General features: G+C 68.2%; 23 protein-coding genes. 7 read left to right on the top strand and 16 right to left on the bottom strand.

Features of this window, described 5'->3' with window-relative positions; all coding sequences use genetic code 11:
• Window positions 1–17: 17 nt before the first annotated feature.
• From P2L57_RS01015 to P2L57_RS00975, 9 genes are all read right to left on the bottom strand, one after another.
• Window positions 18–704, bottom strand: a complete 687-nt coding sequence (locus P2L57_RS01015) for a hypothetical protein (protein ID WP_275806602.1) — start codon at window positions 702–704, stop codon at window positions 18–20.
• Window positions 701–1,183, bottom strand: coding sequence for a hypothetical protein (locus P2L57_RS01010; protein ID WP_275806599.1), 483 nt, complete (start codon window positions 1,181–1,183; stop codon window positions 701–703). The genes P2L57_RS01015 and P2L57_RS01010 overlap by 4 nt, the downstream gene beginning before the upstream one ends.
• Window positions 1,180–1,962 carry a hypothetical protein gene (locus P2L57_RS01005; RefSeq protein ID WP_275806596.1) on the bottom strand — a complete coding sequence of 261 codons (783 nt, stop codon included), beginning with the start codon at window positions 1,960–1,962 and terminating at the stop codon, window positions 1,180–1,182. The genes P2L57_RS01010 and P2L57_RS01005 overlap by 4 nt, the downstream gene beginning before the upstream one ends.
• Window positions 1,959–2,549 (bottom strand): DUF4913 domain-containing protein, encoded by a 591-nt coding sequence (locus tag P2L57_RS01000; protein ID WP_275806593.1) that lies wholly within the window; start codon window positions 2,547–2,549, stop codon window positions 1,959–1,961. The genes P2L57_RS01005 and P2L57_RS01000 overlap by 4 nt, the downstream gene beginning before the upstream one ends.
• Window positions 2,550–2,684: 135 nt before the next feature.
• Window positions 2,685–3,623 (bottom strand): DNA cytosine methyltransferase, encoded by a 939-nt coding sequence (locus P2L57_RS40510; RefSeq protein WP_372515566.1) that lies wholly within the window; start codon window positions 3,621–3,623, stop codon window positions 2,685–2,687.
• The gene (locus P2L57_RS00990) at window positions 3,520–3,879 is read right to left on the bottom strand and encodes a DNA cytosine methyltransferase (protein WP_275806588.1); all 360 of its coding nucleotides are present in this window, start codon (window positions 3,877–3,879) and stop codon (window positions 3,520–3,522) included. Before P2L57_RS00990 ends, P2L57_RS40510 begins: the two co-directional genes overlap by 104 nt.
• Before the next feature lies 1 nt (window position 3,880).
• Window positions 3,881–4,459, bottom strand: coding sequence for a hypothetical protein (locus P2L57_RS00985; RefSeq protein WP_275806585.1), 579 nt, complete (start codon window positions 4,457–4,459; stop codon window positions 3,881–3,883).
• 67 nt (window positions 4,460–4,526) lie between these two features.
• Entirely contained in the window at window positions 4,527–5,693 is a 1,167-nt protein-coding gene (locus P2L57_RS00980; RefSeq protein ID WP_275806583.1) for a DnaB-like helicase N-terminal domain-containing protein, read from the bottom strand.
• Complete coding sequence (locus P2L57_RS00975) at window positions 5,690–5,914, bottom strand: hypothetical protein (RefSeq protein ID WP_275806580.1); 225 nt, start codon at window positions 5,912–5,914, stop codon at window positions 5,690–5,692. The genes P2L57_RS00980 and P2L57_RS00975 overlap by 4 nt, the downstream gene beginning before the upstream one ends.
• A gap of 147 nt (window positions 5,915–6,061) precedes the next feature.
• Between P2L57_RS00975 and P2L57_RS00970 the strand changes: the two genes are divergently transcribed.
• Window positions 6,062–6,427 (top strand): hypothetical protein, encoded by a 366-nt coding sequence (locus P2L57_RS00970; protein ID WP_275806577.1) that lies wholly within the window; start codon window positions 6,062–6,064, stop codon window positions 6,425–6,427.
• A 118-nt stretch (window positions 6,428–6,545) separates the two neighbouring features.
• Here P2L57_RS00970 and P2L57_RS00965 read toward each other — a convergent pair whose 3' ends face one another.
• Both P2L57_RS00965 and P2L57_RS00960 read right to left on the bottom strand, forming a co-directional pair.
• Window positions 6,546–8,333, bottom strand: coding sequence for a type IV secretory system conjugative DNA transfer family protein (locus tag P2L57_RS00965; RefSeq protein WP_275806574.1), 1,788 nt, complete (start codon window positions 8,331–8,333; stop codon window positions 6,546–6,548).
• Between the two features lie 155 nt (window positions 8,334–8,488).
• Complete coding sequence (locus P2L57_RS00960) at window positions 8,489–9,043, bottom strand: hypothetical protein (RefSeq protein WP_275806572.1); 555 nt, start codon at window positions 9,041–9,043, stop codon at window positions 8,489–8,491.
• Between the two features lie 100 nt (window positions 9,044–9,143).
• Here P2L57_RS00960 and P2L57_RS00955 point away from each other — a divergent pair, with 100 nt between their 5' ends.
• The 6 genes from P2L57_RS00955 (at window position 9,144) to P2L57_RS00930 (ending at window position 15,433) form a co-directional block, all read left to right on the top strand.
• Window positions 9,144–10,250: a tyrosine-type recombinase/integrase gene (locus tag P2L57_RS00955; protein WP_275806569.1), complete on the top strand. Its 1,107-nt coding sequence runs from the start codon at window positions 9,144–9,146 to the stop codon at window positions 10,248–10,250.
• A 9-nt stretch (window positions 10,251–10,259) separates the two neighbouring features.
• The gene (locus P2L57_RS00950) at window positions 10,260–10,604 is read left to right on the top strand and encodes a helix-turn-helix domain-containing protein (RefSeq protein WP_275806566.1); all 345 of its coding nucleotides are present in this window, start codon (window positions 10,260–10,262) and stop codon (window positions 10,602–10,604) included.
• A 54-nt stretch (window positions 10,605–10,658) separates the two neighbouring features.
• Window positions 10,659–13,121 (top strand): hypothetical protein, encoded by a 2,463-nt coding sequence (locus tag P2L57_RS00945; protein WP_275806563.1) that lies wholly within the window; start codon window positions 10,659–10,661, stop codon window positions 13,119–13,121.
• A gap of 361 nt (window positions 13,122–13,482) precedes the next feature.
• On the top strand, window positions 13,483–13,695 hold the full coding sequence (locus P2L57_RS00940; protein ID WP_275806560.1) for a helix-turn-helix transcriptional regulator: 213 nt from the start codon (window positions 13,483–13,485) through the stop codon (window positions 13,693–13,695).
• Window positions 13,685–14,071, top strand: coding sequence for a hypothetical protein (locus P2L57_RS00935; protein ID WP_275806556.1), 387 nt, complete (start codon window positions 13,685–13,687; stop codon window positions 14,069–14,071). The genes P2L57_RS00940 and P2L57_RS00935 overlap by 11 nt, the downstream gene beginning before the upstream one ends.
• A 459-nt stretch (window positions 14,072–14,530) precedes the next feature.
• Window positions 14,531–15,433: a hypothetical protein gene (locus P2L57_RS00930; protein WP_275806553.1), complete on the top strand. Its 903-nt coding sequence runs from the start codon at window positions 14,531–14,533 to the stop codon at window positions 15,431–15,433.
• A gap of 101 nt (window positions 15,434–15,534) precedes the next feature.
• On the opposite strand, the gene P2L57_RS00925 is transcribed toward P2L57_RS00930, so the two are convergent.
• From P2L57_RS00925 to P2L57_RS00905, 5 genes are all read right to left on the bottom strand, one after another.
• Window positions 15,535–16,275, bottom strand: coding sequence for a hypothetical protein (locus P2L57_RS00925; protein WP_275806550.1), 741 nt, complete (start codon window positions 16,273–16,275; stop codon window positions 15,535–15,537).
• A gap of 57 nt (window positions 16,276–16,332) precedes the next feature.
• Entirely contained in the window at window positions 16,333–17,838 is a 1,506-nt protein-coding gene (locus P2L57_RS00920) for a putative type IV secretion/conjugal transfer ATPase (RefSeq protein WP_275806547.1), read from the bottom strand.
• Window positions 17,839–17,856: 18 nt separating this feature from the next.
• Window positions 17,857–18,309, bottom strand: a complete 453-nt coding sequence (locus tag P2L57_RS00915) for a DUF6238 family protein (RefSeq protein ID WP_275806544.1) — start codon at window positions 18,307–18,309, stop codon at window positions 17,857–17,859.
• Window positions 18,310–18,345: 36 nt separating this feature from the next.
• On the bottom strand, window positions 18,346–19,812 hold the full coding sequence (locus tag P2L57_RS00910; protein ID WP_275806541.1) for an SCO6880 family protein: 1,467 nt from the start codon (window positions 19,810–19,812) through the stop codon (window positions 18,346–18,348).
• Between the two features lie 151 nt (window positions 19,813–19,963).
• Window positions 19,964–21,454 (bottom strand): SCO6881 family protein, encoded by a 1,491-nt coding sequence (locus P2L57_RS00905; RefSeq protein WP_275806538.1) that lies wholly within the window; start codon window positions 21,452–21,454, stop codon window positions 19,964–19,966.
• Window positions 21,455–21,476: the final 22 nt, after the last annotated feature.

The raw sequence follows: 21,476 nt of genomic DNA, 5'->3' as shown, positions 1-21,476 counted from the left end.
TCGGTCAGCAGATGGGGTTACTGGTCGGCCTTCATTCGGGCGAGCAGGATGCGGACCAGGGTTGGGAGGCTGCCGGGTTCGGCGCCGATCCGTATGTGGTCGGCGGCCTCTTCGCGGATGTACGCCGCGTCGTCCAGGAGCGCTTCGCAGATTTCGGTACACGCGTCGGTGATGCGTGATGCGGCGCGCAGGGCCTGGGAGAGTGCCTCGACGTAGTCGCCGGGAGTCAGATCGGCAGCGTCGGCAGCGGCTCGGATGGCGGCCAGTTCCAATGCGGTGAAGTCGACCTCCTCCAGCGGTCGGGAGACAGCATGGGAGTCTTGCGCGGTCTCGTCTGCGGACCGGGGTGGGGCGTGCTCGTTGGGCGCGGTGTCAGGGATGCCCACGTGCGTGCAGATCCTTTCCACGGCCACAGTCAGTTCGCCGAGGGACTCGGTAAGCCAGCCGAGCGCGGAGGCGTAGGACGCCACCGCCAACAGACCGGCGGGTGTGACCGGAAGCGGCTGGGCGACGAGGGCTTCGAGGCGGTCGCTGAGTTCGCCGATGATCTGTGGGCCGGTGGACAGTGCGCCGAGGACGGGGTGCAAGTAGGAGCGGCTGGTCGGGGTGGGGTAGCTGGTGGTGAGGATGGCGGAGATGCGCTCGGCTGCCTCGTCGAGCAGTTCGGCAAGCTCCGCGCGGGTGGCGGTGCGGTCGGCGATCACGACAGAACCTTTCGAGCGGTAACGCGAGCAGGGCCTGCGGGGGCGGTTGGGGTTGTGGGTGTGGGCAGCGGGTTGACCACTCCGGCCTGGGGCGAGCGGGCACGCGCGGCACGCACCCGCGCGTCGGTCGTCGGCTCGGTGACCGGACGGTTCAGGACGGTACGGTTCGTTCGCTGCTGGGCAGTCCGGTAGACCTCGTAGTCCTGCCGGTGGCCTGCGGCGAGGAGGTAGACCTCGCGGGCGTGGGTGGAGGAGGCGGGCGCGTCCCGGAACTGGATGACCATGCGGTAGGCGACGGCGGGATCGACATAGACCTTGTGGAAACCGGTCAGGTGGCCGTCCAGCGGGAGGCAGTCACCGCTGCCGTGGACGAGGTTCTGCAGTTCCAGCAGCGCTAGGTCCCTGATGTTGTCGGGGAGTTGGCGCAGGTCGGCGATGGCGTCCGGATGGGCGGCGAAGGCGAAGCGGGCGCGGCTCATCGCGCCCTCCGGCTCGTCTTCCCTTCGGTGGGGTGTGCTGCTCCTGCGGTGGGGATAGCTGCGACCTGGATTCCGGTGGTTGACCGGGCAAGAGCCACCTGAGCCCGGCGGGTTGTGTCGCGCATCGCCTCGACGGGTTGGGGGAGCGGCGTGTCGCGATTCCACAGCCACTCCTGGGCCGCATCCTCGTCGGCGAATGCCCCTTCGCGGAGGGTGTAGCTGTCGAGGTCCGCGCTTATCTCTTCGAGGAAGATGCGGTAGGGCTGTTCCGCGGAGTCCGGGTGGCTGTCGTGGACGAGCACCCAGGTTTCGACACCGAAGTCGAAGCGTCCGGGACTGTAGGTGTAGTCGTCACGGATCGTGTACCGGCTGCCTGACGACTTCAGCCGTTCCTCCAGACGCTGCGTGAGGTCGTCCTTCGGCTTCGGCGCGTTGGAGTGGGAGACCTCAATGGCCTCGGCGGGGCAGCCGCGCTGGATCAGCCAACGCTGGGCCAAGGGCACGAGCGCTACACGAGCGGCGTCGAACCGAAAGCTGCGCTGCTCGACGTCGCGGTTGAGGTGTAGGGCCATGAATGTAGGAGAACCCGGGACGCCCCAATCCGCCGATTCGTCGAAGAGAACCAGGTAAGTGTCGCGGCCGTCGCCACTGTGGTGTTGGGCGATGGTTACGAAGGTGTCATCCAGGAGCGTGAAGGAATCGAAGTCGTCGGACACGGTGTCGTCCGCGGGCTCGAAGTTTTCGATGCGGTAGTCGGGACGTTCGGGTGCGGTGTTCACTGTTGTGCTCCGGGCTGTGCGGGGGCAGGGGTGGCCAGAACGCGGTGGGTCGGCCGGGCGGGACTGGTGGTGCAGGCCGCGAACGGGCCATCAGGCGCGCGTAGTTGGAGCAGCGCGTGGTCGAGGTGGTCGCGGTGCCAGGTCGACGGCCCGCACAGGCCCGCCTCGGCATCGGTCAGCTGTTGCCAAGCCAGCCAGAGCGCGTGTAGGCGGGCAACGGCCTCGGGGTGCTCGTGCCACTGGTCACACCATGGACGGGTGCTGCCGATCTCGCGTCCATAGACGGGCAGGAGAAGGTGGTTGACCCAGTTCCGTAGGGCGGCGAGTTCGATGTCGTATGCTTCGCCGCCGAGCGCCACGATGAATGCCGAGGTAGGTGCTTTCTGTTCGCCAGCGGCATGGACCGTCTCTCCGGGCTGTCCGGAGGAGGCGTCGTCGGGCTCGGTGGTTTCGTCGGCGAGGCGGTCGAGGAGGACACCGTGCTTACGGACCTCGGCGACGATCTTGGCCAAGGTGGTTGCGAGATCGTCCAGGTCGTCGTCGGGTATGCGGAAGGGCTCGATGGAGCCCTGGAGAGAATCGGGCACGGTAGTGCTTGCTTTCTTCTGTCGGAGGACGGCACGCGGAAGAGGATCCGGCGGATTCGGGATTTGGCGCGGCCGGAAATCCGCGATAGAGGGGCCGCCGTAGGAGGAGCGGCTGCGTGATGTGGTCCGGCACGGTTACGGGACGGCGCACTGCGAGCACCGTGGGAAGGGCGTCAGCAACTGGACGGCATGCTTGGCTTGTTGGGGGACAACACCGTTGCCGAGTGCGATGAGTTGGGCCGGTCGGCCCAGGCCGGGAGTGGCGGTCACCCAGCCCGCAGGGAGCCCTTGCATCCACTCCACGAAAGCTGGTTGAAGGCGTCCTGCGCTGTCGGTTGGAGCTGGTGCCGGTCGGGTGAGGTTCTCCCACCGGGCGATGGCCGCCGCGTACCGTCCCCATTGGCCGGTGGCTATTCGCTGCCCGGGTCCGAGTGGTCCCATAGCGGCAGCACCACCGCCGACGAGGGTAGACGGGCGCTCTTGTTGGCCCTGTGGCCAGGTGTACCCATGTCGCTGGTCCTCGGCGTCGACCACAGCGCCGCCGCCGACGGGAGCGTCAGGTCGCCGTTGCCGTGGCGCTGGTTGGGTGATCCCTTGATCCCGTCGCTGGCCTTCGGAGTGGGCAGCAGCCACTCCACCTCGTCGGCCAGTGACGGGCCGTGGCCGCCCTGCTTGCGCTTGTTCGGGTGCTGACTCCCACCGTTCGTGCCCAGGTTCGATGTTGGGGTCTTGAGCAGGTCGGTCGGCGGGCCAGGCGGCGAGAAAAGTCCGTGCGCGATGATGGGGTGCTCCGACGTCGCTGGCGCGAAGCACGAGCCATCGCGAGTCATACCGGATGTCGGCCAGGGAGCCGAGTACGGCACCAAGTGCCCGCAGAGAAGACTGGGTTGGGCCGTCTCCCAGACACCCCGAGCAGAGTTCCACGTCGCCAGGGGAACCGGCGGGAGACGTGAGGAGCCCTCGGACATTCTCAACCACCAAAAGGCAAGGGCGGAGGGCCTCGGCTGCACGGGCGACGTGCAGCCACAGGCCGGAGCGGGTGTCTTCGTTGAGTCCGGCGCGTCGACCGGCCACCGAGACGTCTTTGACAGGGGAAACCGGCGGTCAGCACGCACACCCGCGGTACGGCGGCCCAGTTGACGGTGGTGATGTCGCCCAGATTCGGCACGTCTGGCCAGTGCCGGGCCAGGATCATGGAAACGTCGGGGTTGATCTCGGCGTGCCAGGCCACGCTGCCGCCGAGGGCGGCCTGGACACCTAGGTCCAAGCCGCCGTATCCCGAGCACAGGCTCCCGATCAGTGGGAGATGGGATTGAGCGTTGCCGGTCATGTCACCGGGCTCGCGTGGTCGCCGCCGCGCGGGGAGTCGCCGGAGCAGGGCCTGTGGTGGGAACGCGCGACGAGTTAGCGACGGCTGTCGGGGTGCGGCTGAGGGCGGCCTTCAGCCGCAGCGTCGGCTGCGCGATCGATGTCGCTGCGCTGTGGAGGGCGGTGGCGGCGTCCTGAAGTGCGGTGTCGGCCTCGGCGAGGGCGTCCTCGATGACCTCCGGGATCCGGTCGTGAACATCGCGCAGGTCCGGCTCGTGGCGCCTGGCCCAGGTGTGGTCGACGAAGGCCAGCTGGTGGCTGACCGTACCGAGCGCGGCGATGGCCTGGCCGGCGGGTTCGAGCGCTGCGGCGAAGGCGGTGGCGACGCGCGCCTCACCGGGAGCGGTCGAGTCGTACACAGCCCGGGAGGCGACCTCGTCACTCAAGTCCGCGACCAATTTGCTGAGTTCGGATATCTGGCGGGAGACGAAGGTGGGCTCGGGCGATCGGTGGGGATCTGCGGCGACGGGCAGCTTGCCGCGCTGGGCGTCGAAGGCGAAAGCCGCAGCGCGCAGAGTATGGGCGGGGGAGGGGGACGACATGGCGAACTCCTGGCCGTAGTGATTCGGAAGACGTGGGCGGGGATGGGCGGGACTGGTCTGCGAGGCATCACGTGTGGCTCCGGGCAGCGGGACGAGTGGAGGGAATGGTGGTGGCAGGCGTTCGAGTTGGGGGCGGGCTCGGGCGCTGGGGTTGGCTGCGAGCCAGGGCCGCGTGAACGCGCTCGGTCGACCGTTCGGTGTTCGCCGCGGGAGCGGCACTCCCGACTGGCGCTGCATTGATGGCGGTACGCCAGCGCTCGTGCACCTCATGGGCCGGTATGAGGGCATGGAGGGCGTAGCCGATCAGACGGCCGGGGGCGAGCGACTCGTCGCGGGCCAGTTCCTGGATCATGTGGGCAGAGGCTGAAGCCGTTCGGACGAGGGAGGAGGCCATGACGCGCTCGCCGAGGAACTCCGGAGATCCAGCGCCGCCGCTCCGGCAGATAACACCGACCTGGTCGGCACTCAGAGTGCAGTCAGCGAACAGGCCGCGTCGCTGGGCTTCCCACTGGACGGTGAGGGCGTCGATGGGCTCACTGCGGTGGTGCAAGGCGCCGATGCAGCGGTAGAGGTCCCCACAGATTGGGTTGGCGAAGTCAGCCGGCCGCAGCCACTCCACCACCTGGCGCATGCCGTCGGGGCGATCGATGAGCAGCCCGATGAGGAGCTGCTCATCCTCGGCCTGCTCATCGCTACTCGCGATGGCGGCCGTCGACGAATGGTCGAAATGGTTGGGTGGTGGAAGCGGCTTGGGGTCGGTGCCCCAGCGTCGGGACAGGTCGTCGAGGACGTTGTTCAGGATCTGGACATGACCCACGGTGTTGTCGGCCACACCTTGCAGGGCATCGGTGTGGGCGACTTGACGCAGGCGGGTGGCGTGCTCCAGCACGCTGCGGTGGATCGCGCCCTCCAGCACCATCCGCCCGTAGACCGGAGCGTTCCCGGCGCGCGGGCAGGCGGCGACCAGGGTGTGCGCGTACGAGGGGGTAAGCCCCCGGATACTGCGAGCTGCCTCGGCGAAGGTGTCGGTCACCCAGGCGAGCGGCACCTCGCCCTTGGCCGTCAGCGCGGAGTGACCGCGTGATCGGAGAGTGAGCATCGCGGCGAACACGGCTTGGTGCGCAGGCCGAAAGAAGTGGTCGGGAGACAGCCATCCAGCCAGCGAGTCGAGCTGGCCGGGGTCGAGCAGGACGGCGCCGAGCACAGCCTGTTCGGCTTCGATCAGCACGTTCACTGCGGCTCCGCGTCGCTCTCGTCGGCGTGCTGTGGGGAGCGGAGTGCTGCAACTGCGCGGTTCGCGGCGGTCATCGCGGCGGCGAACTGGTCCAGTTCGCCGCTGAAGGTGGGATCGGCGATGGGCATGGAGCCGCTGTCGGCGACGAGCCACCACTGGTCGCCGTGGGGAATGACGTGACTGTTGGCCAGCTCAGGGCCGCAAGGGATGTAACGGCACACGGATGCCTCCTGACGAAGGTGTGCAAGGGGATGCCGGGCGGAGATGAAAGCTGGCCTGGACGGAGTTACGGCGTGCCAAGACAGGGCGCCTAAAGTTCATAGACCGAGGAAAGACTGCTGTGGTCCACTGCGCTCATGAGTCTGTTGGTGGATGTCTTCGTCGTCGGATCTGACGGTGAGATGCAGGTGCTCGACGTTCCAGCAGGATCCTCTGACCTCGCCGGATTCGAGCGCTGGCGTACCCGGGTGTGGGGCTCCGAGGTGGTCCGTTCGTTGGGAGCCCGCTTCTTTCCGGTCCTCGCTGGTGCCGACGTACAGGTTGACGTCGAACAGGTGCCAGCGTTCCTGCGCGAGTGCATCCTGCTCCGCGAAAACCTCGAGAAGATCGTGGCAGGAACGGTCCCAGCACGGACGGTTGAGGAACACCGGGACGTAATTTCTAGGCGGTTGGCCAACATTGAGGATGCTGCCAGGCGCGCACAGACGCTGGGCGGCGGGGTCCTCATCTGGTGACCTGCAGCGACGGGATCTGCAGGGCCGTTTCGGCGGTGGTCACGCCGACTGCTGGACGAGGTAGACCACGTGCTTGGTGGCGGGCCGACTGAACGGGCAGGAACCAGGTGCGGCTTGCTCATGCCGCAGTCCCGAAGTCATCACTGCGCAGAGTCTTGGCGATGGCCCGCTCGGTGATCGCCTTCGTGGCGGCTGCGGAGGCGGGGCCGATCTGCTTGGCGGACCGCTCCTTGTACCAGGGCTTGAGGCTGAGCATCGCGACGCGGATGCCGGTGGCCAGCAGGAGTGCCTTGCCCTTGGGTAGGGCTCGGATGGCGTCCGGGGGCAGGATCCGCTCGGTGCGCATCGAGATCGATGTGGATTTGCCGCCGTCGCTGGTGGAGATCGACGAGGTCTGTACGTCGTGGTCGCCGACGAGGCGGGAGACGCGGTCGGCGAAGTCGGCGTCGTCCATACCGGAGCCGATGATCTTGATGGTGGCGGCGGACCACAGTGCGTCCATGCCCGTCTCGCCCCAGACCTTCTGGCCCTGCCGGTAGGACTGCAGGATCGTGAGGGGGATGACGCCGCGGCTGCCGAGGTGCGAGTACAGGTCCGGCAGGTCCGAGATGCGGCACACGTTGGCGGCCTCATCCAGGATCGCTAGGAGCGGCGGGTCGAGCCTTCCACCGGAGCGTTCGGCGACGATCACCGCGGCGCGCATGACCGCGTCGGCGGCTGCGGCGATGATCGCGGAGGCGGAGCCGCCGCCGTCCTTGGACAGCAGGTACAACGTGTCCTTCGAGGTGGCGAAGTCACTGGGCTTGAACTCGGGCACCTCCTCGGTGGGAGTGACCCACGCGGCGATTTCCGGGTCGAGCAGGCAGCTGGCGTACTGTCGCGCGGTCTCGTAGATGCCGTCCCGGGTTTCGGTGGCGCCGCTGACGGTGCCCTGGAGTTGGGCGGCGACGGCCAGGTGGCCTGCGTCGGTGAGCAGGTCGACCGGGGTGCGGTCGGCGGGGGAGGCGAGCCAGGCGAGTACGTCGGTGATGGGGCGGCCGGAGGAGGAGGCTGCCAGGAACAGGGCGGCGAGGGTGTTGCTGGCGGCGGTGGACCAGAAGTCGCCGCCGTTGGAGTCGTCCACGGATGCGGCGACGAAGTGCCCGGCCAGACGCTTGGCTCCGGCCAGGTCGCGGGCGTCGGCGAGGATGTCCCACCACATGCGGCGCGGGTGATGCGCGATCTGCTGCGGGTCGAGCGTCCAGATGTTGCCGACCTTGGAGCGCGCGTCCACGGTGGCGGTGAAGGCGTCGTTCGCCGCCTTGTTGGAGGTCAGCAGCACCGGTCCGGGGGCGGACAAGATTGCTGGGATGGCCAGGCCGGAGGTCTTGCCAGAGCGCGGGGCCATGATTGCCACCAGTACGTCCTCCCAGGAGGCACGGACCTCCGCCTGGCCCGGGTCGAGGGTGCCGAGGAGGATGCCGCGGTCGGCCGGAGGGATCTCCTTGGGCTTGAGCCCGGAAAGGCTTGGCCGCAGGCTCTTCGCCTTGGCGGTGATCTGCTTGCCCAGCAGCGGAGCGAGGTCCGCCTTGCGCGCCAGCCCGGTCGTGACACCGCTACGCCGGGACAGCCAGAAGATCGCTATTGCGGTGAGGAGGGCGCTGAGTAGGACGGCGGGCAGGACCCGCGCGCCGATGAGCAGTGCGGTGGGGGAAAGGTCGGGCCAGAGTTCAGCCGGATGAAGAACCGCTTCTGCCGGCTGGTAGCGGACCCAAGTTCCAGATGCCAGCAGGTAGTTGGTGAGACTACCGCTCAGCCAGGCGAGGGAGCCATAACCGACGGCGGCGCCAACGGCGCCGAACAGCAGACAAAGGAGCGCGTCGGTACCGTCGGTGGTCGATGGCGCGCTGGTACGCGGGGTAGGCATGCAGGTGTCCAAGGAAATGAGTTGACGAAACGGGCTCGTGGAGGATGAGGATCCGCCGGATTGCGAATTTGGCTCGGCCGGAAACGGGTGGTAGAGGCCGGATCGCCCGGGGAGGAGGGGGCGGTGCCTCCGTGTGTTGCGGCACCGCCCCCTGGTCAGACGAATGGGTTCTCACACGGCCGGTCACCAGAAGTGGCAGCGGCCAGGAGCTCGGGGAGGTCGTCAGGTTCGGAGGCGCGGTTGTCGATCCACCAGCCAGCGCGGGTGATGGTCCGAGCCGCGTCCTCTATCTGCTGCCACGCGTCATCGTCCATGTCGCCCTCGAGAACCAGAGCGGTGTAGGCGGCGGACACCAACTGATGGCGGCAGCGCTCGCCCCAGGCGATCCCTCGCTCGCTGCCCTCCAACGGAGGCATCCGGTACTGCGCTGACCAAGTGCCGGCGGCGGCCTGCTCCTCGGCACGCTTGGCGGCCAGCCAGGCCGCCTTGACTTCTTCACGGTCGACGCGTGTGGCCTTCCAACAGTCGGTGCACTCCTGATTGGCCAGCCATTCGGCGAAACCGGCGCGGCGGTCCGCGGGGCGGTCGGAAAGGTCGCGCTCGACCTCATGTCCGCAAGCGTGCGCGATCGTCCAGAATTTCTTAGACGGCGGGGAATTGCGTTGGATGCGTGATCCGGAGTTGGTTGAGCTGGTGTTCTGCGGCTTCATGCCGAGTACCTCTCTTCGAAGTTGAGGCCAGTGGCCTGGGGTGTTGCGCGGGCGAGTGCATCTGATGCATGATTCGCGCGGCTAATGGAGGGGGCTACGGATGCCCGGAGCGGAACTGCGGGAGGCTTCAGCGCAGCTCGTGCTGCTCCAGGGCGTGTCTCTGCTGCATCCCGAGGACGCGGTCTTCGAGGCGATGATCGAGGGCTGGGGACGGCAACAGCGCGGCGGGCGCCGGCTGCAGCCGGACACGATCAGCGATCGACAGAGCGCGGTGCGGCGCTTCGCCGCGTACACCAACGCCTATCCGTGGCAGTGGTCGGCGTCCGATCTAGACGAGTGGATGACGTACCTGATCGCCGAGTTGAAGCGGGCGGAGTCGACGATCCGCGGGTACCAGGGTGCGATCCGGATGTTCTGCGACTACGTCACCTCGCCGCACTACCAGTGGCCGGCCGAGTGCGAGACCCGCTTCGGGGTGCATCCGGTGCAGATCTGCCACGAGTGGAACACCGTCGCGCACCTGGCCGACTACGAGGGCGGCGCCGAGCGGCGGCCGATGACGCGGGAGGAGATCCAGATCTTTCTCGACCACGCGGACGCCCAGGTCGACCGGGCGATCCGGCTGGGGCGCAAGGGAGCGCTCGCGGCCTACCGGGACGCCACCGTGTTCAAGCTGATGTACGGCTGGGGCACGCGCTGCACCGAGACCTCCCGGCTGGACGTCACCGACTTCTACCGCAACCCGAAGGCACCGGAGTTGGGCAACTTCGGTTCGCTGCACGTGCGTTACGGCAAGCGGACCAAGGGATCGCCGCCACGTCGACGTACGACGCTGAGCGTCATGCCCTGGGCGGTGGAAGCGGTGGAGGACTACGTGATCAACGCCCGGCCCCGCTACGCGGCGGCCCCCGAGCAGTCGGCGCTGTGGCTGACCGAACGAGGCGGGCGCCTGCAGGCTCGCGAGATCGAGGACCGGTTCGCGGCCTACCGCGATGCGCTGGGCCTGGACAAGGCGCTGGTCCCGCACTGTCTTCGGCACAGCCACGTGACCCACCAGATCGAGGACGGTGCGGACCCCGTTTTCGTCCAGCGGCAGGTCGGTCACCGCTACGCCTCCACGACCGCCCTCTATACCGGTGTGAGCGGGGACTTCATGAACGCGATGATGCGTAAGGTCTTGGACCAGGCCCTGCAGGGCGGACAGTAGGGAGACGATGTGACGCCGAAGCTTGACTACCGCTGGCATCTGCGGGAAGTGATGGCCACCCGCGGAATGTTCTCCACCACCGACCTGCGTCCCCTGCTGGCCGAGCGCGGCATCGACCTGTCGCCCAGCCAGACTTACCGCCTGGTGGTGGAACGGCCCGAGCGGCTGAGCCTGAAGACCCTCATGGCCCTGCTCGACATCCTGGGCTGCAGTATGGACGAGCTCATCGAGCCCGTCGCGGCGGCCGGTTCGCGGCGCCGTCACAGCGCCGCGGCCGGTGGCGGATCGGCGGCCGGGAAGGATGCCGGGCTCGGCGATTTGCGGCCCAAGCGGGCCCGGATCGTGCCCGAGTAGGCGCCGGTCGTGCCCGATCCTGAGCTGCCACGCTCCGCTACCGAGCCTGAGGCCGTGATCAGCGAGATCGTCCGGTCGGCCGACCCTTCGTGCGAGCGGATCGACGTCGCCGCCGTGCTCCAGGCGGTCTTCCGCCAGCGGCCCCAGCTGCGGACGCTCGCCGAAGTTCTCCAGGCCAGACCGGACCTGCTGACGTCCGGCCGTCCCGAAGGGCCACGCGCGATCGAACGGCTCGTTGGGGCACTGCGCGAGGCCGGCGCGGAAAGGCTGGCGCAGCCCCGCTGCGGTGACTTCGGGCGTGAGCGTCCGCTGACCGGCCTCGGTGACGGCGTACGCATCTGCAGTGCCTGTAAGAACCGCCGCATTTGGTGCGCCAACCCGTGCGTGATCTGCGGAAGCACCACCCTCGCCGGACGCGACCGCGCCGGTCGGCCCCGTTGCCGGGCCCATCCGCCCTGGGGCGCCACAGACCCGGCCCAGGAACTGGCCAAGCTGATCGCCGCCGGCCCGTTCGGCGTCTCGCCCGCGACCGCGCAGCAGGTCATCCGCTCGATTGAACCCACCCGCCCCGGCCAGCTCCGGCTGCTGTGGGCGTTGGAAGACACCCCTGCCCTGCTGACCGGGCGCGGCGCCGAGGGGCCACCCAAGATCTCCGCCCTGGCCCAGGCGCTGATTGATTACGGCGCCCACGGCGTGGTCGTCCCCTCGTGTCCGTTCTGCCAGCGCACCACCGACCTCAAACAGCGTCGTGACGGCCTGCGTTGCTGCGGGCTGTGCTGGCACGACACCAAGGTTGTGATCTGCGCCGGGTGCGGGCGCTCGCGACCGATCGGCGGTCGCAGGTTCGACGGCCAGCCCGTGTGCGGCACCTGCCGCCAGCACGACCCCTTCAACCACAGGCCATGCAGCGTCTGCGGCGCGCTGCGCTTCAGGAAGTCGCGCACCGACGACGGTGGAGTCTGCGCCGTCTGCCGCGAGATTCCCACCGCAGTCTGCGCGACCTGCGGTGAACGCGGCCCCTGCTACTTCGCCGCCACCGATGCCCCCAAGTGCCTGCCTTGCAGCGCCAAGGAGCGCGAGGAGGCCGTGTGTGCCAGCTGCGGCAAGCACCGGCGCGTCAACAACCGCACCGCCACCGGCGAACCGTTGTGCAGCCACTGCGGCAACAAACCCAAGCCCTGCGCCGGCTGCGGCGGGACCTTCCGCACCAGCGGCCGGACCCCCGAGGGCGAACCCCTGTGCCAGACCTGCTGGGCCAAGCACCCCGCCGCCCGCCGTCCCTGCACCCAGTGCGGGTCCGTCGAACGGCTCTACCGGCACGGACGGTGCGCCGCCTGCGCGCGCTCCGCTGACCTGCGCGACGTGCTCAGCCCGCGGGGCGGTCCCGTGCGCCCGGAACTGGAACCGGTCTTCCAGGCGCTGCTGAAGCCGCCGCCTCGCACCGTGCTGCACTGGATCCACAAGGTTCCCGCCCGCCGCGCCGTCCTCCAAGCCCTGGTGACGGAGCACGGGCCGGTCACCCACGAGGTCCTTGACCGCTTCGCCGCCGCGCGGACCGTGGAGTACCTGCGTGCCGCACTGGTCGCCGCAGGAGCCCTGCCCGCCCGGGACGAACAACTGGCCCTATTGGAACGCTGGTTGACCAAAACCATCGCCCGCGTCTCGTCCGCCGAGGAGCGCAGGATCCTGCGCAACTACACGAACTGGCAGCCCCTGCGCAGACTCCGACGCATGCCCGCCGGACAGTTGGTCACCCACGGCCGGGCCGAGACCGTCCGGATCGAGATCCGTAACGTGGCCCGCCTGCTGGAATGGCTCCACGACGGCGGCACCACCCTGGACACCTGCACCCAGGACCAGGTGGACGCCTGGCTCAGCGACGGCCCCACCGCCCGCGCCACGGTCCGCGGATTCCTGCTCTGGACCAGCCGACGCGGCCACAGCCGACCACTGACCGCGCCGGTCATCAGCAACTACTTCACCGCCCGCATCATCGGTAAAGACCAACGCTGGGCCCTGGTCCGCCGGCTCGTCCACGGCGAACAACTCCAGGTCGCCGACCGGGCCGCCGGCCTGCTCCTGCTGCTGTTCGCCCAGCCCGTTGGCCGCATCAGCCGCCTCACCACCGAGCACATCGTCGACCGTGGCGACACGCTCGCTCTGAAGCTCGGGCGAGTCCCCGTTGAGATCCCCGCGCCTCTGGACGGCCTGATCCGCCAGCTCGTCGAGCGACGCAACGGCCGCGCGGCCACTGTCCCGCTCGAGGAACCCAAGTGGCTGTTCCATAGCATCTACCCCGGACAGCCGATCAACCCGAACACCCTGGGTCGGCGGCTGAAGGCGATCGGCATCCCGGCGCAGCTCGCGCGCCACGCGTCGCTGATGGACATCGCCTCGGAACTGCCCGCCATCGCCATCAGCCGACTGCTTGGGTTCCACCAGTCCACCGGAGACAACTGGACCCGAGAGAGCCAGGGCTTTGGCGCTGACTACGCCGCGGAAGTCAGCCGCCGCTGACCCGACGTTCCGCCGCTGCTGATAGCCGGACTTGCCGATATGCCTGCGGCCTGGTTCTCCTGCCCGAACACGGTCCGGTGGCTTTGTAGGCGAGACCTGACACCGCCTGTCGACGAGTTCAGACAGCGCTTGTCGATCACAGTGCCGCGAAATGCCGGTGAGAAGTGACACCACCTCGGAGCTGGAGCCGCACTCGCGGGCGGGGTGCGGCCTTCCAAGGGGCGGTCGGGGATGCACTCTCCCTTCCATCCCGGGCTGGCCACCAGCGTGGTGAGCACGGTGCCCGAGGCGCCGTGCGAGCCCGGCCCCTTCTGTAAAGCAAGCTTGACAGCCCCCGAGGGGTGACAAGTACGCTTTACATGTGCGAAACAGCGTCAGGAAACTGCGGTCATCACGAGAGCTCTCCCAGAGCCAGCTAGGCACAGCCCTCGGGGTCTCACGGCAAACGATCAACGCCATCGAGACCGAGCGGTACACACCTTCCCTGCCGCTCGCCCTGTCCATGGCCAAGTTCTTCGAGGTCAGCGTTGAGGAGATGTTTCATGCCAATGAGAGCCCAGCAGATGACCAGTAACACAGCCAGGCGGTCCGTCCCCGGCTTCTTCCTAGCCCTCGGAGGCGCCTGCCTCGTGGCCGCGACTGTCGGCGGCCACCTCGCTCTCGGCCTGGTGACGTTCGGAATCCTGGCGGTCTGCAGTCTCGCCTTAGTACTGCTGGGACGCCGGAGCGAGACCTACCAGGGCCTCACCGAGAAGGAACCCGACGAGCGCTTCGCCCGGATCGCAGGGCGAGCCTGGGCCGGCACGGGCGTGGTGCTCACCGTGGGGAATCTCAGCGCCTTCATCGGTGACCTGGCATCCGGACGAAGCGGCGATCCGTACTTCTGGTTCGTGGCCACCGCCGCCATCACCTACATCGCGTTCGTCGCCTTCTGGTCTCGGCTTACCTGAGACACCATCGCCTCGAACGGCTCGCCGCCGTACGTCCGACCAGGCAACGCGATCAACCTGGTCACCGCAGGCTGGTGCCAGGCGGGGCTGAGCGGGCGTGGGCAATGGTGGGCACGTCACTTCCCGGCTGAGTCCTGGGCGGCCGCTCAGGCTTGGACTTGGGCGGCATCGGCGCCCCTCACCACGAGGAGAACACCGATCCTCCCACCGCAAGGCCCGAAGTGGTGTCAAATCTCGGCGACATCGCTCTCCGCCAACACCAGGTGGTGTCGTCCGTGACCGACAAGTGGTGTCAGGTCACGCGTACAAAGCCAGTCCGGACGGCGAGAACGGCTGCCGTTGCGACCTCGACCTGCTCGGCGCTGGGGCAGACAGAAGTGGACATATGTCGCCGTGGCACTATTGAGTGCCACCGAAATTCCGACAATGTGTCTGCTCCAGCCGCCTAGTGTCCTGGCCATGGACTCGGAACGGCTCAAGCTCTCTTCGCGCAAATGGATGATCGCGGCCTTCATCGCGCTCGCCGAAGGCCCGTCGTCTCATGACCTGGCGGTCCACCACGCCGGGATCGCTGCCGAGCATCTCCTCAAGTCATACCTGGCCAGCCTCCATCCGGCTCTCGTAGTGGAGGGCAAGGATTTCAACTCCTTGCTGCACGCGACGGGTCACGGGTCACACGCTTCGGTTCCCGCGGAGCAGGTCAAGACCATCGGCTTGGCCGAAGCCCATGCCCGAGCGCAGAAGATCTTGCGGAAGAAAATGCCGGTCGATCAGCGGGCGCTTGGACCGCTAGCCAATGCTCGTAACGGCGTCGCACACAGTGGCATGTACGACCGGTCAGAGGTCAATGCCGTCTTCACCACGTGTCTCCGGCTGATCGACCCCTTGCTCGTCGAGCTCAAGATCAACAACTCCTACTGGGGCGGTTACGAGTCCCTGCACGACCGGCTTCTCGAAGAGAACGTGGAAGCTGTCCGTGTCCGGCTGGAGAGCAAACTTGCTCGGGCCAAAGATGTCTTCACGGAACGTTACGGCCACATGCCCCAGAAGGAACGCGAGCTCGTCCTCGGCGCGATTGCGCGAGTCTTCCCTCCCGGCGGCAACATCGAACACGACGAGCTCGTCACCTGCCCGGCATGCGACTCGCAGGGCTGGCTTAGTGGTGACAAGCACGTCGACGAGGATGAGTGGGCGGTCATGTTCACCCCCTTCGTCTTCAGCTGCCCGGCCTGCGACCTGCTTGTCGAGCACGAGGAACTTGAAGAGTTGGAGGGGCTTGCGGAGGAGGTCAAGCTGGATGAGTCACCAAACGACTTCTACGCGGACTGGGAGCCAGCTGAAGTCCTCTACCGGGACCGGTGACTACCGTGGATCTCCACGGGATGGAGGACCATTCCGCAACTTCTGATAGCCGGACTTACCAACAACGGACATCGGTATGGCTCCATCTGGTGGGTTGGGGCTCAGCGAGAGCGGGAGATGTGGCTACTGGGATCGATTGGGTGTGCCGGAGAGTCGGCGGCCGGTGCGGGGGTTGTCGGTGTGCCGGGCAGGGCGGCCACCGCGGGACTGCGGGCGACTGCGGCATCGCCGTCTGGAAACCGTTGGATGGGGGCGTGCTGCGTACTGGCGCGGAGGATCGCGGACTGGCCGGCGCGATGGTGGGTTACGGCCTGGGCCAGCTCGGGGTGCACAGCCACCAGCAGGTCGGCGCGTTGTGCGGCGAGGGTGGCTGCCGCAACGCGATCGAGTGCTTGCGGGTGGCCTGTGTTATTCGGCAGCGTGTAGATGTCCAACTCGGCGTTGTGTTGCCATCCGTGCTGTTCGAGTAGCTCGCCGCCGACGCGGGCGCGGTCGTCGATGGCGGCGATCACGCCGAGCCGCGGGTGCTCAGCGAACGCCACATCGGGCGTGACCGGTTCGTGGTGCACGAACTGCTGTCCGTGCGCGGCGAGTTCGATCGGCTCGAACTCGACATCGGCGTCCACGGCGAAGCCAGCCTTGCGTAGCATGGCGATGGCTTGGGCGGTGTGTGCCCGGCCGTCGCGGTAGTGGTTGGCCAGCGCGTACAGGTGGGGATGGCCGGGGACGGGGCGAAAGTCGAGACGGTCGAGTATCCACTGACCGGCGGGCAAATCGCGGGTGTTGCGGGCGACGATGCCGTACTGGGGATGACGGCCAAAGGTCAGGTCGGCAGGTTCCATGGCGGTGTTCCTGTGTCGGTCTTCGAGGACAACTGCGTCGCGGTTCCGCTGGTTGATTCAGGCGGCCATGCGCGCGTCGGTGTCGAACAGTTGCCGCTCAGCCGGGTGAAGGAGGTGCTGGACGATGAAGCTGCGACCAGCGACCTTCCATAGCCCTCGGCCCTTGATGAGGGCCGAGACGGCTTGGGTCTCGACACCGGTCAGGCCGAGTAGGGAGGCGGCGGTGGCGAGTTGGTCCGGCTCTTGGCGGTAGATGATTCGGGTGGAGCAGTCGGCGAGGAGTCCCTCGGCCAGGACGCGTCCGCGTGATCCGGCGTCGCCTGCGGAGAGCAGGTCGGACAGGCGGTGGACGATCATGAGGTTGGCGATGCCAAGACCGCGGGAGAGCTTCCACTGGGCCTGCATGCGCTCCAGCAGGCCGATGTGGCGCATCACTCGCCACGCCTCGTCATAGATCACCCAGCGCCGTCCGCCATAGGGGTCGGCGAGGGCGGATTCCATCCAGGCACTGGCGCAGGTCATAGCCAGTACGAGGGCGGTGTCGTCACCAGCGCTGCCGAGCCGGGACAGGTCGATCGACAGCATCGGTGCGTTCGCGTCGAACTTCACGGTCGACGGGGCGTCGAACATTGCGCTGAGGTCGCCGTGGACCAAGCGCCGCAAGGCGTGAGCGAGGTCCTGCGCGGCCGGACCCATCCGCCCAGTTCCCTCGCCGAGCGCGGAATCCAGAAGCTGGGTGTTGCCGAGGGTGTGGGCGATTTCGCCGAGCAGTGGCACCGTGTCGCGTGTCTGGGCGTTGGCGACGACCAGGTCGAGGGCGAGGTCGAGCGCGGTGTGTTCCATCGGCCGCAAGTCGCGCTTGAGTACGGTGCGGGCCAGGCTGCTGAGGAGCAGCAAGCGGCGCTTGCGGACCTCGCTGGCCCAGTCACATTCGTTCACACCGGCCGGTCGGGCCGGGGCGTCGAGCGGGTTCAACCGTCCTGGCAGGCCGGGGCCGAGGGCGATGGTGTAGCCGCCGAGGGCCTGAGCGAGGTCGGTCCATTCGCCTTTGGGGTCGCAGGGGACGTAGATGCGGTAGCCGTGGGCGATTGCTCGGGTCGCGATGCTCTTGGCCAGGGCGGACTTGCCCATGCCGATGATTCCGGCCAACACCGCGTTGGGGTTGGTGAATCCGTCGAGTCGGCCGCTGTTGTACAGGCTGAAGGGGTCGTAGCAAAACGCTGCCTCGGCATGTACGTCGCGCCCGATGAAGATTCCTTCCGCACCCAGGCCGCCTTCGGCGAGGAAGGGGTACGCGCCGCTGGCCGTGGCGGTGGTCATCCGGTGCGCTGGCAGCCGGAGCTTGCCTCCCCGGGCTGACGCCGGCCCAGGGCGCCCGGATGCGGGGTAGGTCGCCCGCAGCTCCGGGTCGACACCTTGGACGGCGTGCTGCTTGCGGGCCGTTGCAGCGTGGCGGGCTTGGCGACGCGCGGCGGCGAACTCCGCTCGCGCGGCGCACTGTTGGGTACGGGAAGACTTGCGGGGGATGTACAGGGGGCTGGCGCTGGCGCGGGTTTTCGGCATGACAGTGCTCTCGTGTGGTCAGTGGCGGATGAGGCCGGTGAAGGGGGCGTACAGCTCTGCCGGGGTGGACTGGCGCCGCACGGTGCGGGCGGCACGCTGGTGGCGCTGGCAGATCGTCAGCTCCGGGGCGCCCTCGGGCAGGCGAGCTGAGTACGCCTCCCGGGTCGGCACCTCGCCGGTGTCCGGCCTGGGGGCCGCGTGGTAGGCGGCGTGCAGATGGTCGGCGGCCTGCCAGATCCGGGTCCGCGCGGCCTTGAGGTGGTCGCCCTCGGTCTGCATCAGCGGCGTCGTGCGTGACACGTGGGCGTCCAGGAGGCCGTGCAGGGCGATCAGGTGGGCGTGCAGGGATTCCAACTCGGTGCGGCTGGCGACCAGGGCGCCGCCGGGGACGTTCAGTGCCCGGTGAAAGTCGATCGCCGCGGTCGCGTACGGAACGAAGTCCTGCGCGTCAGGGGTGGGAGTGCGGGACATGGGGTGGTGCTCTTTCAGCGGAGAGGCGGACCAGCGTCAGGCAGCGAGGGCGAGCGGCATGGCGGCGGCGGTGAAGGCTTCGGCCTGCTGCCAGGTCAGCGGGCGAACGTCGAGCTGAGCAGCGACAGCCGCGGTCTCCACGACCGCGCACGCGGAGCGCAGTTCCTCCTCGCTGTCGGCCGAGACGGTCAGCAGCCCGGTCAAGGCGACATCGGCGTGTCCGGCGATCAGCTGCCGCTCACGGGCCTTGATGTCCTGGTACTCGATGCTGTCCGCTTCGGAATCGACCTGGCCTCGGCGGACGCGTTCGGCCGCGTCCGCGATGACGGATGCCTTCTTGCGCTGGACATCGCGCAACGCGGCATCCAGGCCCTTCGGCTCGTAGGACAGAGTCAGGGTGCGACGGACACCGGCGGTGAACAGCAACTGGTGCAAGAACCCAGCGCTGGTCTCGGTACGGGGCCAGTTCTCCACCCAGTACGTGGTGTGGAACGCCGAATCAGTAGCGATGCAGTCCGCCTTCTCCACAACCACAACCGGACCAGCAGCAGCCGGATCCGCCTCGGGCCGCCCCGTGGAGGACCAACGGTCCAGCGCCGGGAGAGCCTTGGGGTCGTACGCGCTGCGTACGACCGCCGCGATCTCCATAGCGGACAACCAGCCGCTCGGGTTGAGCCCCGCAGTGCGGGCGGCCTGGTCGAACGTCGCCGTCAGCTGCAAGAGGACGCAGAAGGCGCCTGTCAGTCCGCCACCGGCCTGGTTGATCAACCGGCGGGCGGCCTTCATGTCCAGTGCGACCGCCACATATGCCTCGTGCGGGGCGGCGGCAGGACCGGCGTTCTTGATCAGCTCGGTGTAGATGGTGCCTGCGAGTGGCGCGTCGGGCTGGCCATGTTCATCCCAGTAGCGGCGCAGCGCGTCACCGGAATCGGGGACGGTGCGCTCGATCACCTGGATGCGAGCGACCTGGTTGGTGCGGGCCAAGGCGGCCAGGGTGCGGCCCCAACCGGCCACGTTGGCGTTCTGGGTGGCCGGGTCCAGCAGGGCGTAGGCGCGGGAGGAAACCTTCACCACCGCGGTGAGCGTGCCCGAATGGGGGGCATGAACTGCCCCGTATCGGCGGTCAGGAGAGGTGATGACACGCAGGCTGGCGGCTGTACCGGGGAGGTTCAACAGGCCCTCGCGTACAGGGCGGCGCGACGGCCGCACGAGCCAGATCAGCTGTCCGCGCATGCGGCGGAGCGCGTAGCGGGAGACGATCGGTGCCCAGTCCGCCAGGGAGCGGCCCCGGTGGCGGACGAAGACGAACAAGGCGATGACGGCCCAGGCAGGCAGCAGCTGCAGAGCGCCGACCACGCCACGCGTGAGGATCACAGCGAGCAGCAGCAGGCCGGAGACAGCGAGGACGATCAGCTGGGCGGCGGTCAGGCCGAGCAGGATGCCACGGCGAGAGCGGTGCGGAAACGTTACGGCGGCCGGGGTGCTGGCCGGGGTGTCAGACATCGGGAATCCAGGTGGTACGAGCGCGGAACATCGGGCAGCTGGAGGAGGAGCGCTCTTCTGGAAGCCATCGAGGGATCTCCTGCTTCGGTGAAGGAACGAGGGGGAGGCGGGGCAGGCTGTGCCGAGTGGGCCAGCCCGCCCCGCGGATGGATCAGGCTTCGGAACTCGGCGGCTGGTTCGGGAAGTCCCAGCAGGCCGGGGTCGGCGAGCCTGTTGCCGACGGGCCGTTACTGCCGGGTGCCGGATCTGCTCGGCGAGCGGACAGATCGTTGCCGATCGGGGGGATCGTCCTGGGACCCGGGGCTCCAGCGGGTTCCGGACCCGAGGGGGCGGCGGGGACGAAGCTGGTCGGAAGCCCACTCGACGGGCTGCCCAAGGAGACTGGTTGCTGGGCCGAGCCGTCGCTGGCCACAGGCTCGCCAGGCTCGGAGGCGCTGCTTCCGCCTGCCGCGCCAGATCGGGTGATCAGCGGCGGGATACCAGGACGTTGGATCAGAGCGCGGCCCTTGTCACCGGAGGCGTTCGGGTCCTCGCCGTACCGGTACGTGGTCGGCTGCCGGGGCGGCCCAGCATCGATGCCTTCCTTACTGATCCGACCAGTGGGGTCGATGCCGGAGGCGACGCCGCCGGGACCCATGCCCGGAACCTGGTTCGGACCCTGCGGGGCCGGAGCGCCGGTGCGCATCTGCAGTGCCAGGCTGCCCGCGGTCTTCGCCGCGCCTGCGGCAACCGCCAAGCCCGCGACGCCGGAGCGGTGGACCTCGTCGTGGCCGCCGCCGTCGGTGGCCCAGTGGATGAACCGGTAGGTGGCGTACGGGCACAACAGCACCAGGACCATCACCACGATGCCCGCCATGGCGTCCGACAGGGCACTCATGCCGTCCTTGGCATCCGAGTTGCCAATCGCACTGACGCCGATCAGGAAGACCACCGTCATCAGCAGCTTGGACACCACCAGCGTGCCGGTGGCCTCGATCCAGCCGCGCCGCCAACGCCTGGCCGCATCCCAACCGCCACCAGCCCCGGCGAAGATGGCGAGCGTGACGAGGATCAGCACGCCGACCTTACGGGCGACCATGACGCACCAGTACAAGAAGGCGCCGATCGCGCAGCCAACGGCGACCAGGGCGGGGATCGCCCAGCCGAGCTGGAACATCGCCCCCAGTTCGGAGACCTTGATGATGCGCCGCACCGCGTCCGCGATGCTCAGGTTGGCCGCCTTGAACAGCCCGTCGGACAAGGCGTCCACGGCGGTAACGGCAACTGCGGTGAAGGACACGGCACAGAAGGAGAACAGGACGCCGGTCATGGTGCCCCAGGCGGCCTGGGCGAGGGCTCGCTCGTCCCGTCGCCAGGCAGCGAGCATCAACTGCAGGCAGAACGTGCCGACGAGCAACGCGAGACCGATCGGCAAGATCAGGTCGTAGTTGTGCCTGAACCATGAGGCGTTCAGGTCGATGGCTGTCGTCTTGTCGACGGCCTTGGCAGCAAGGTTGGCGGCACTGGTGGCCAGTTCGCCCATGGACTTGGCGATCCACGCGCCGATGCCGTCGGTGATGCTCTTGCCCGGGTCGCTGACGAAGTTGATGCCATCAACCACGTCGCAGACCTTGTCCATCAAGGGGATGTCGCAGACTCCCATGGCAGGTACCTCCTCTCTTTCG

The sequence above is a fragment of the Streptantibioticus ferralitis genome (genome assembly GCF_029223525.1).
In the GTDB taxonomy this organism is placed as follows: domain Bacteria; phylum Actinomycetota; class Actinomycetes; order Streptomycetales; family Streptomycetaceae; genus Streptantibioticus_A; species Streptantibioticus_A ferralitis.
This window is presented reverse-complemented; position numbering and strand designations above follow the sequence as displayed.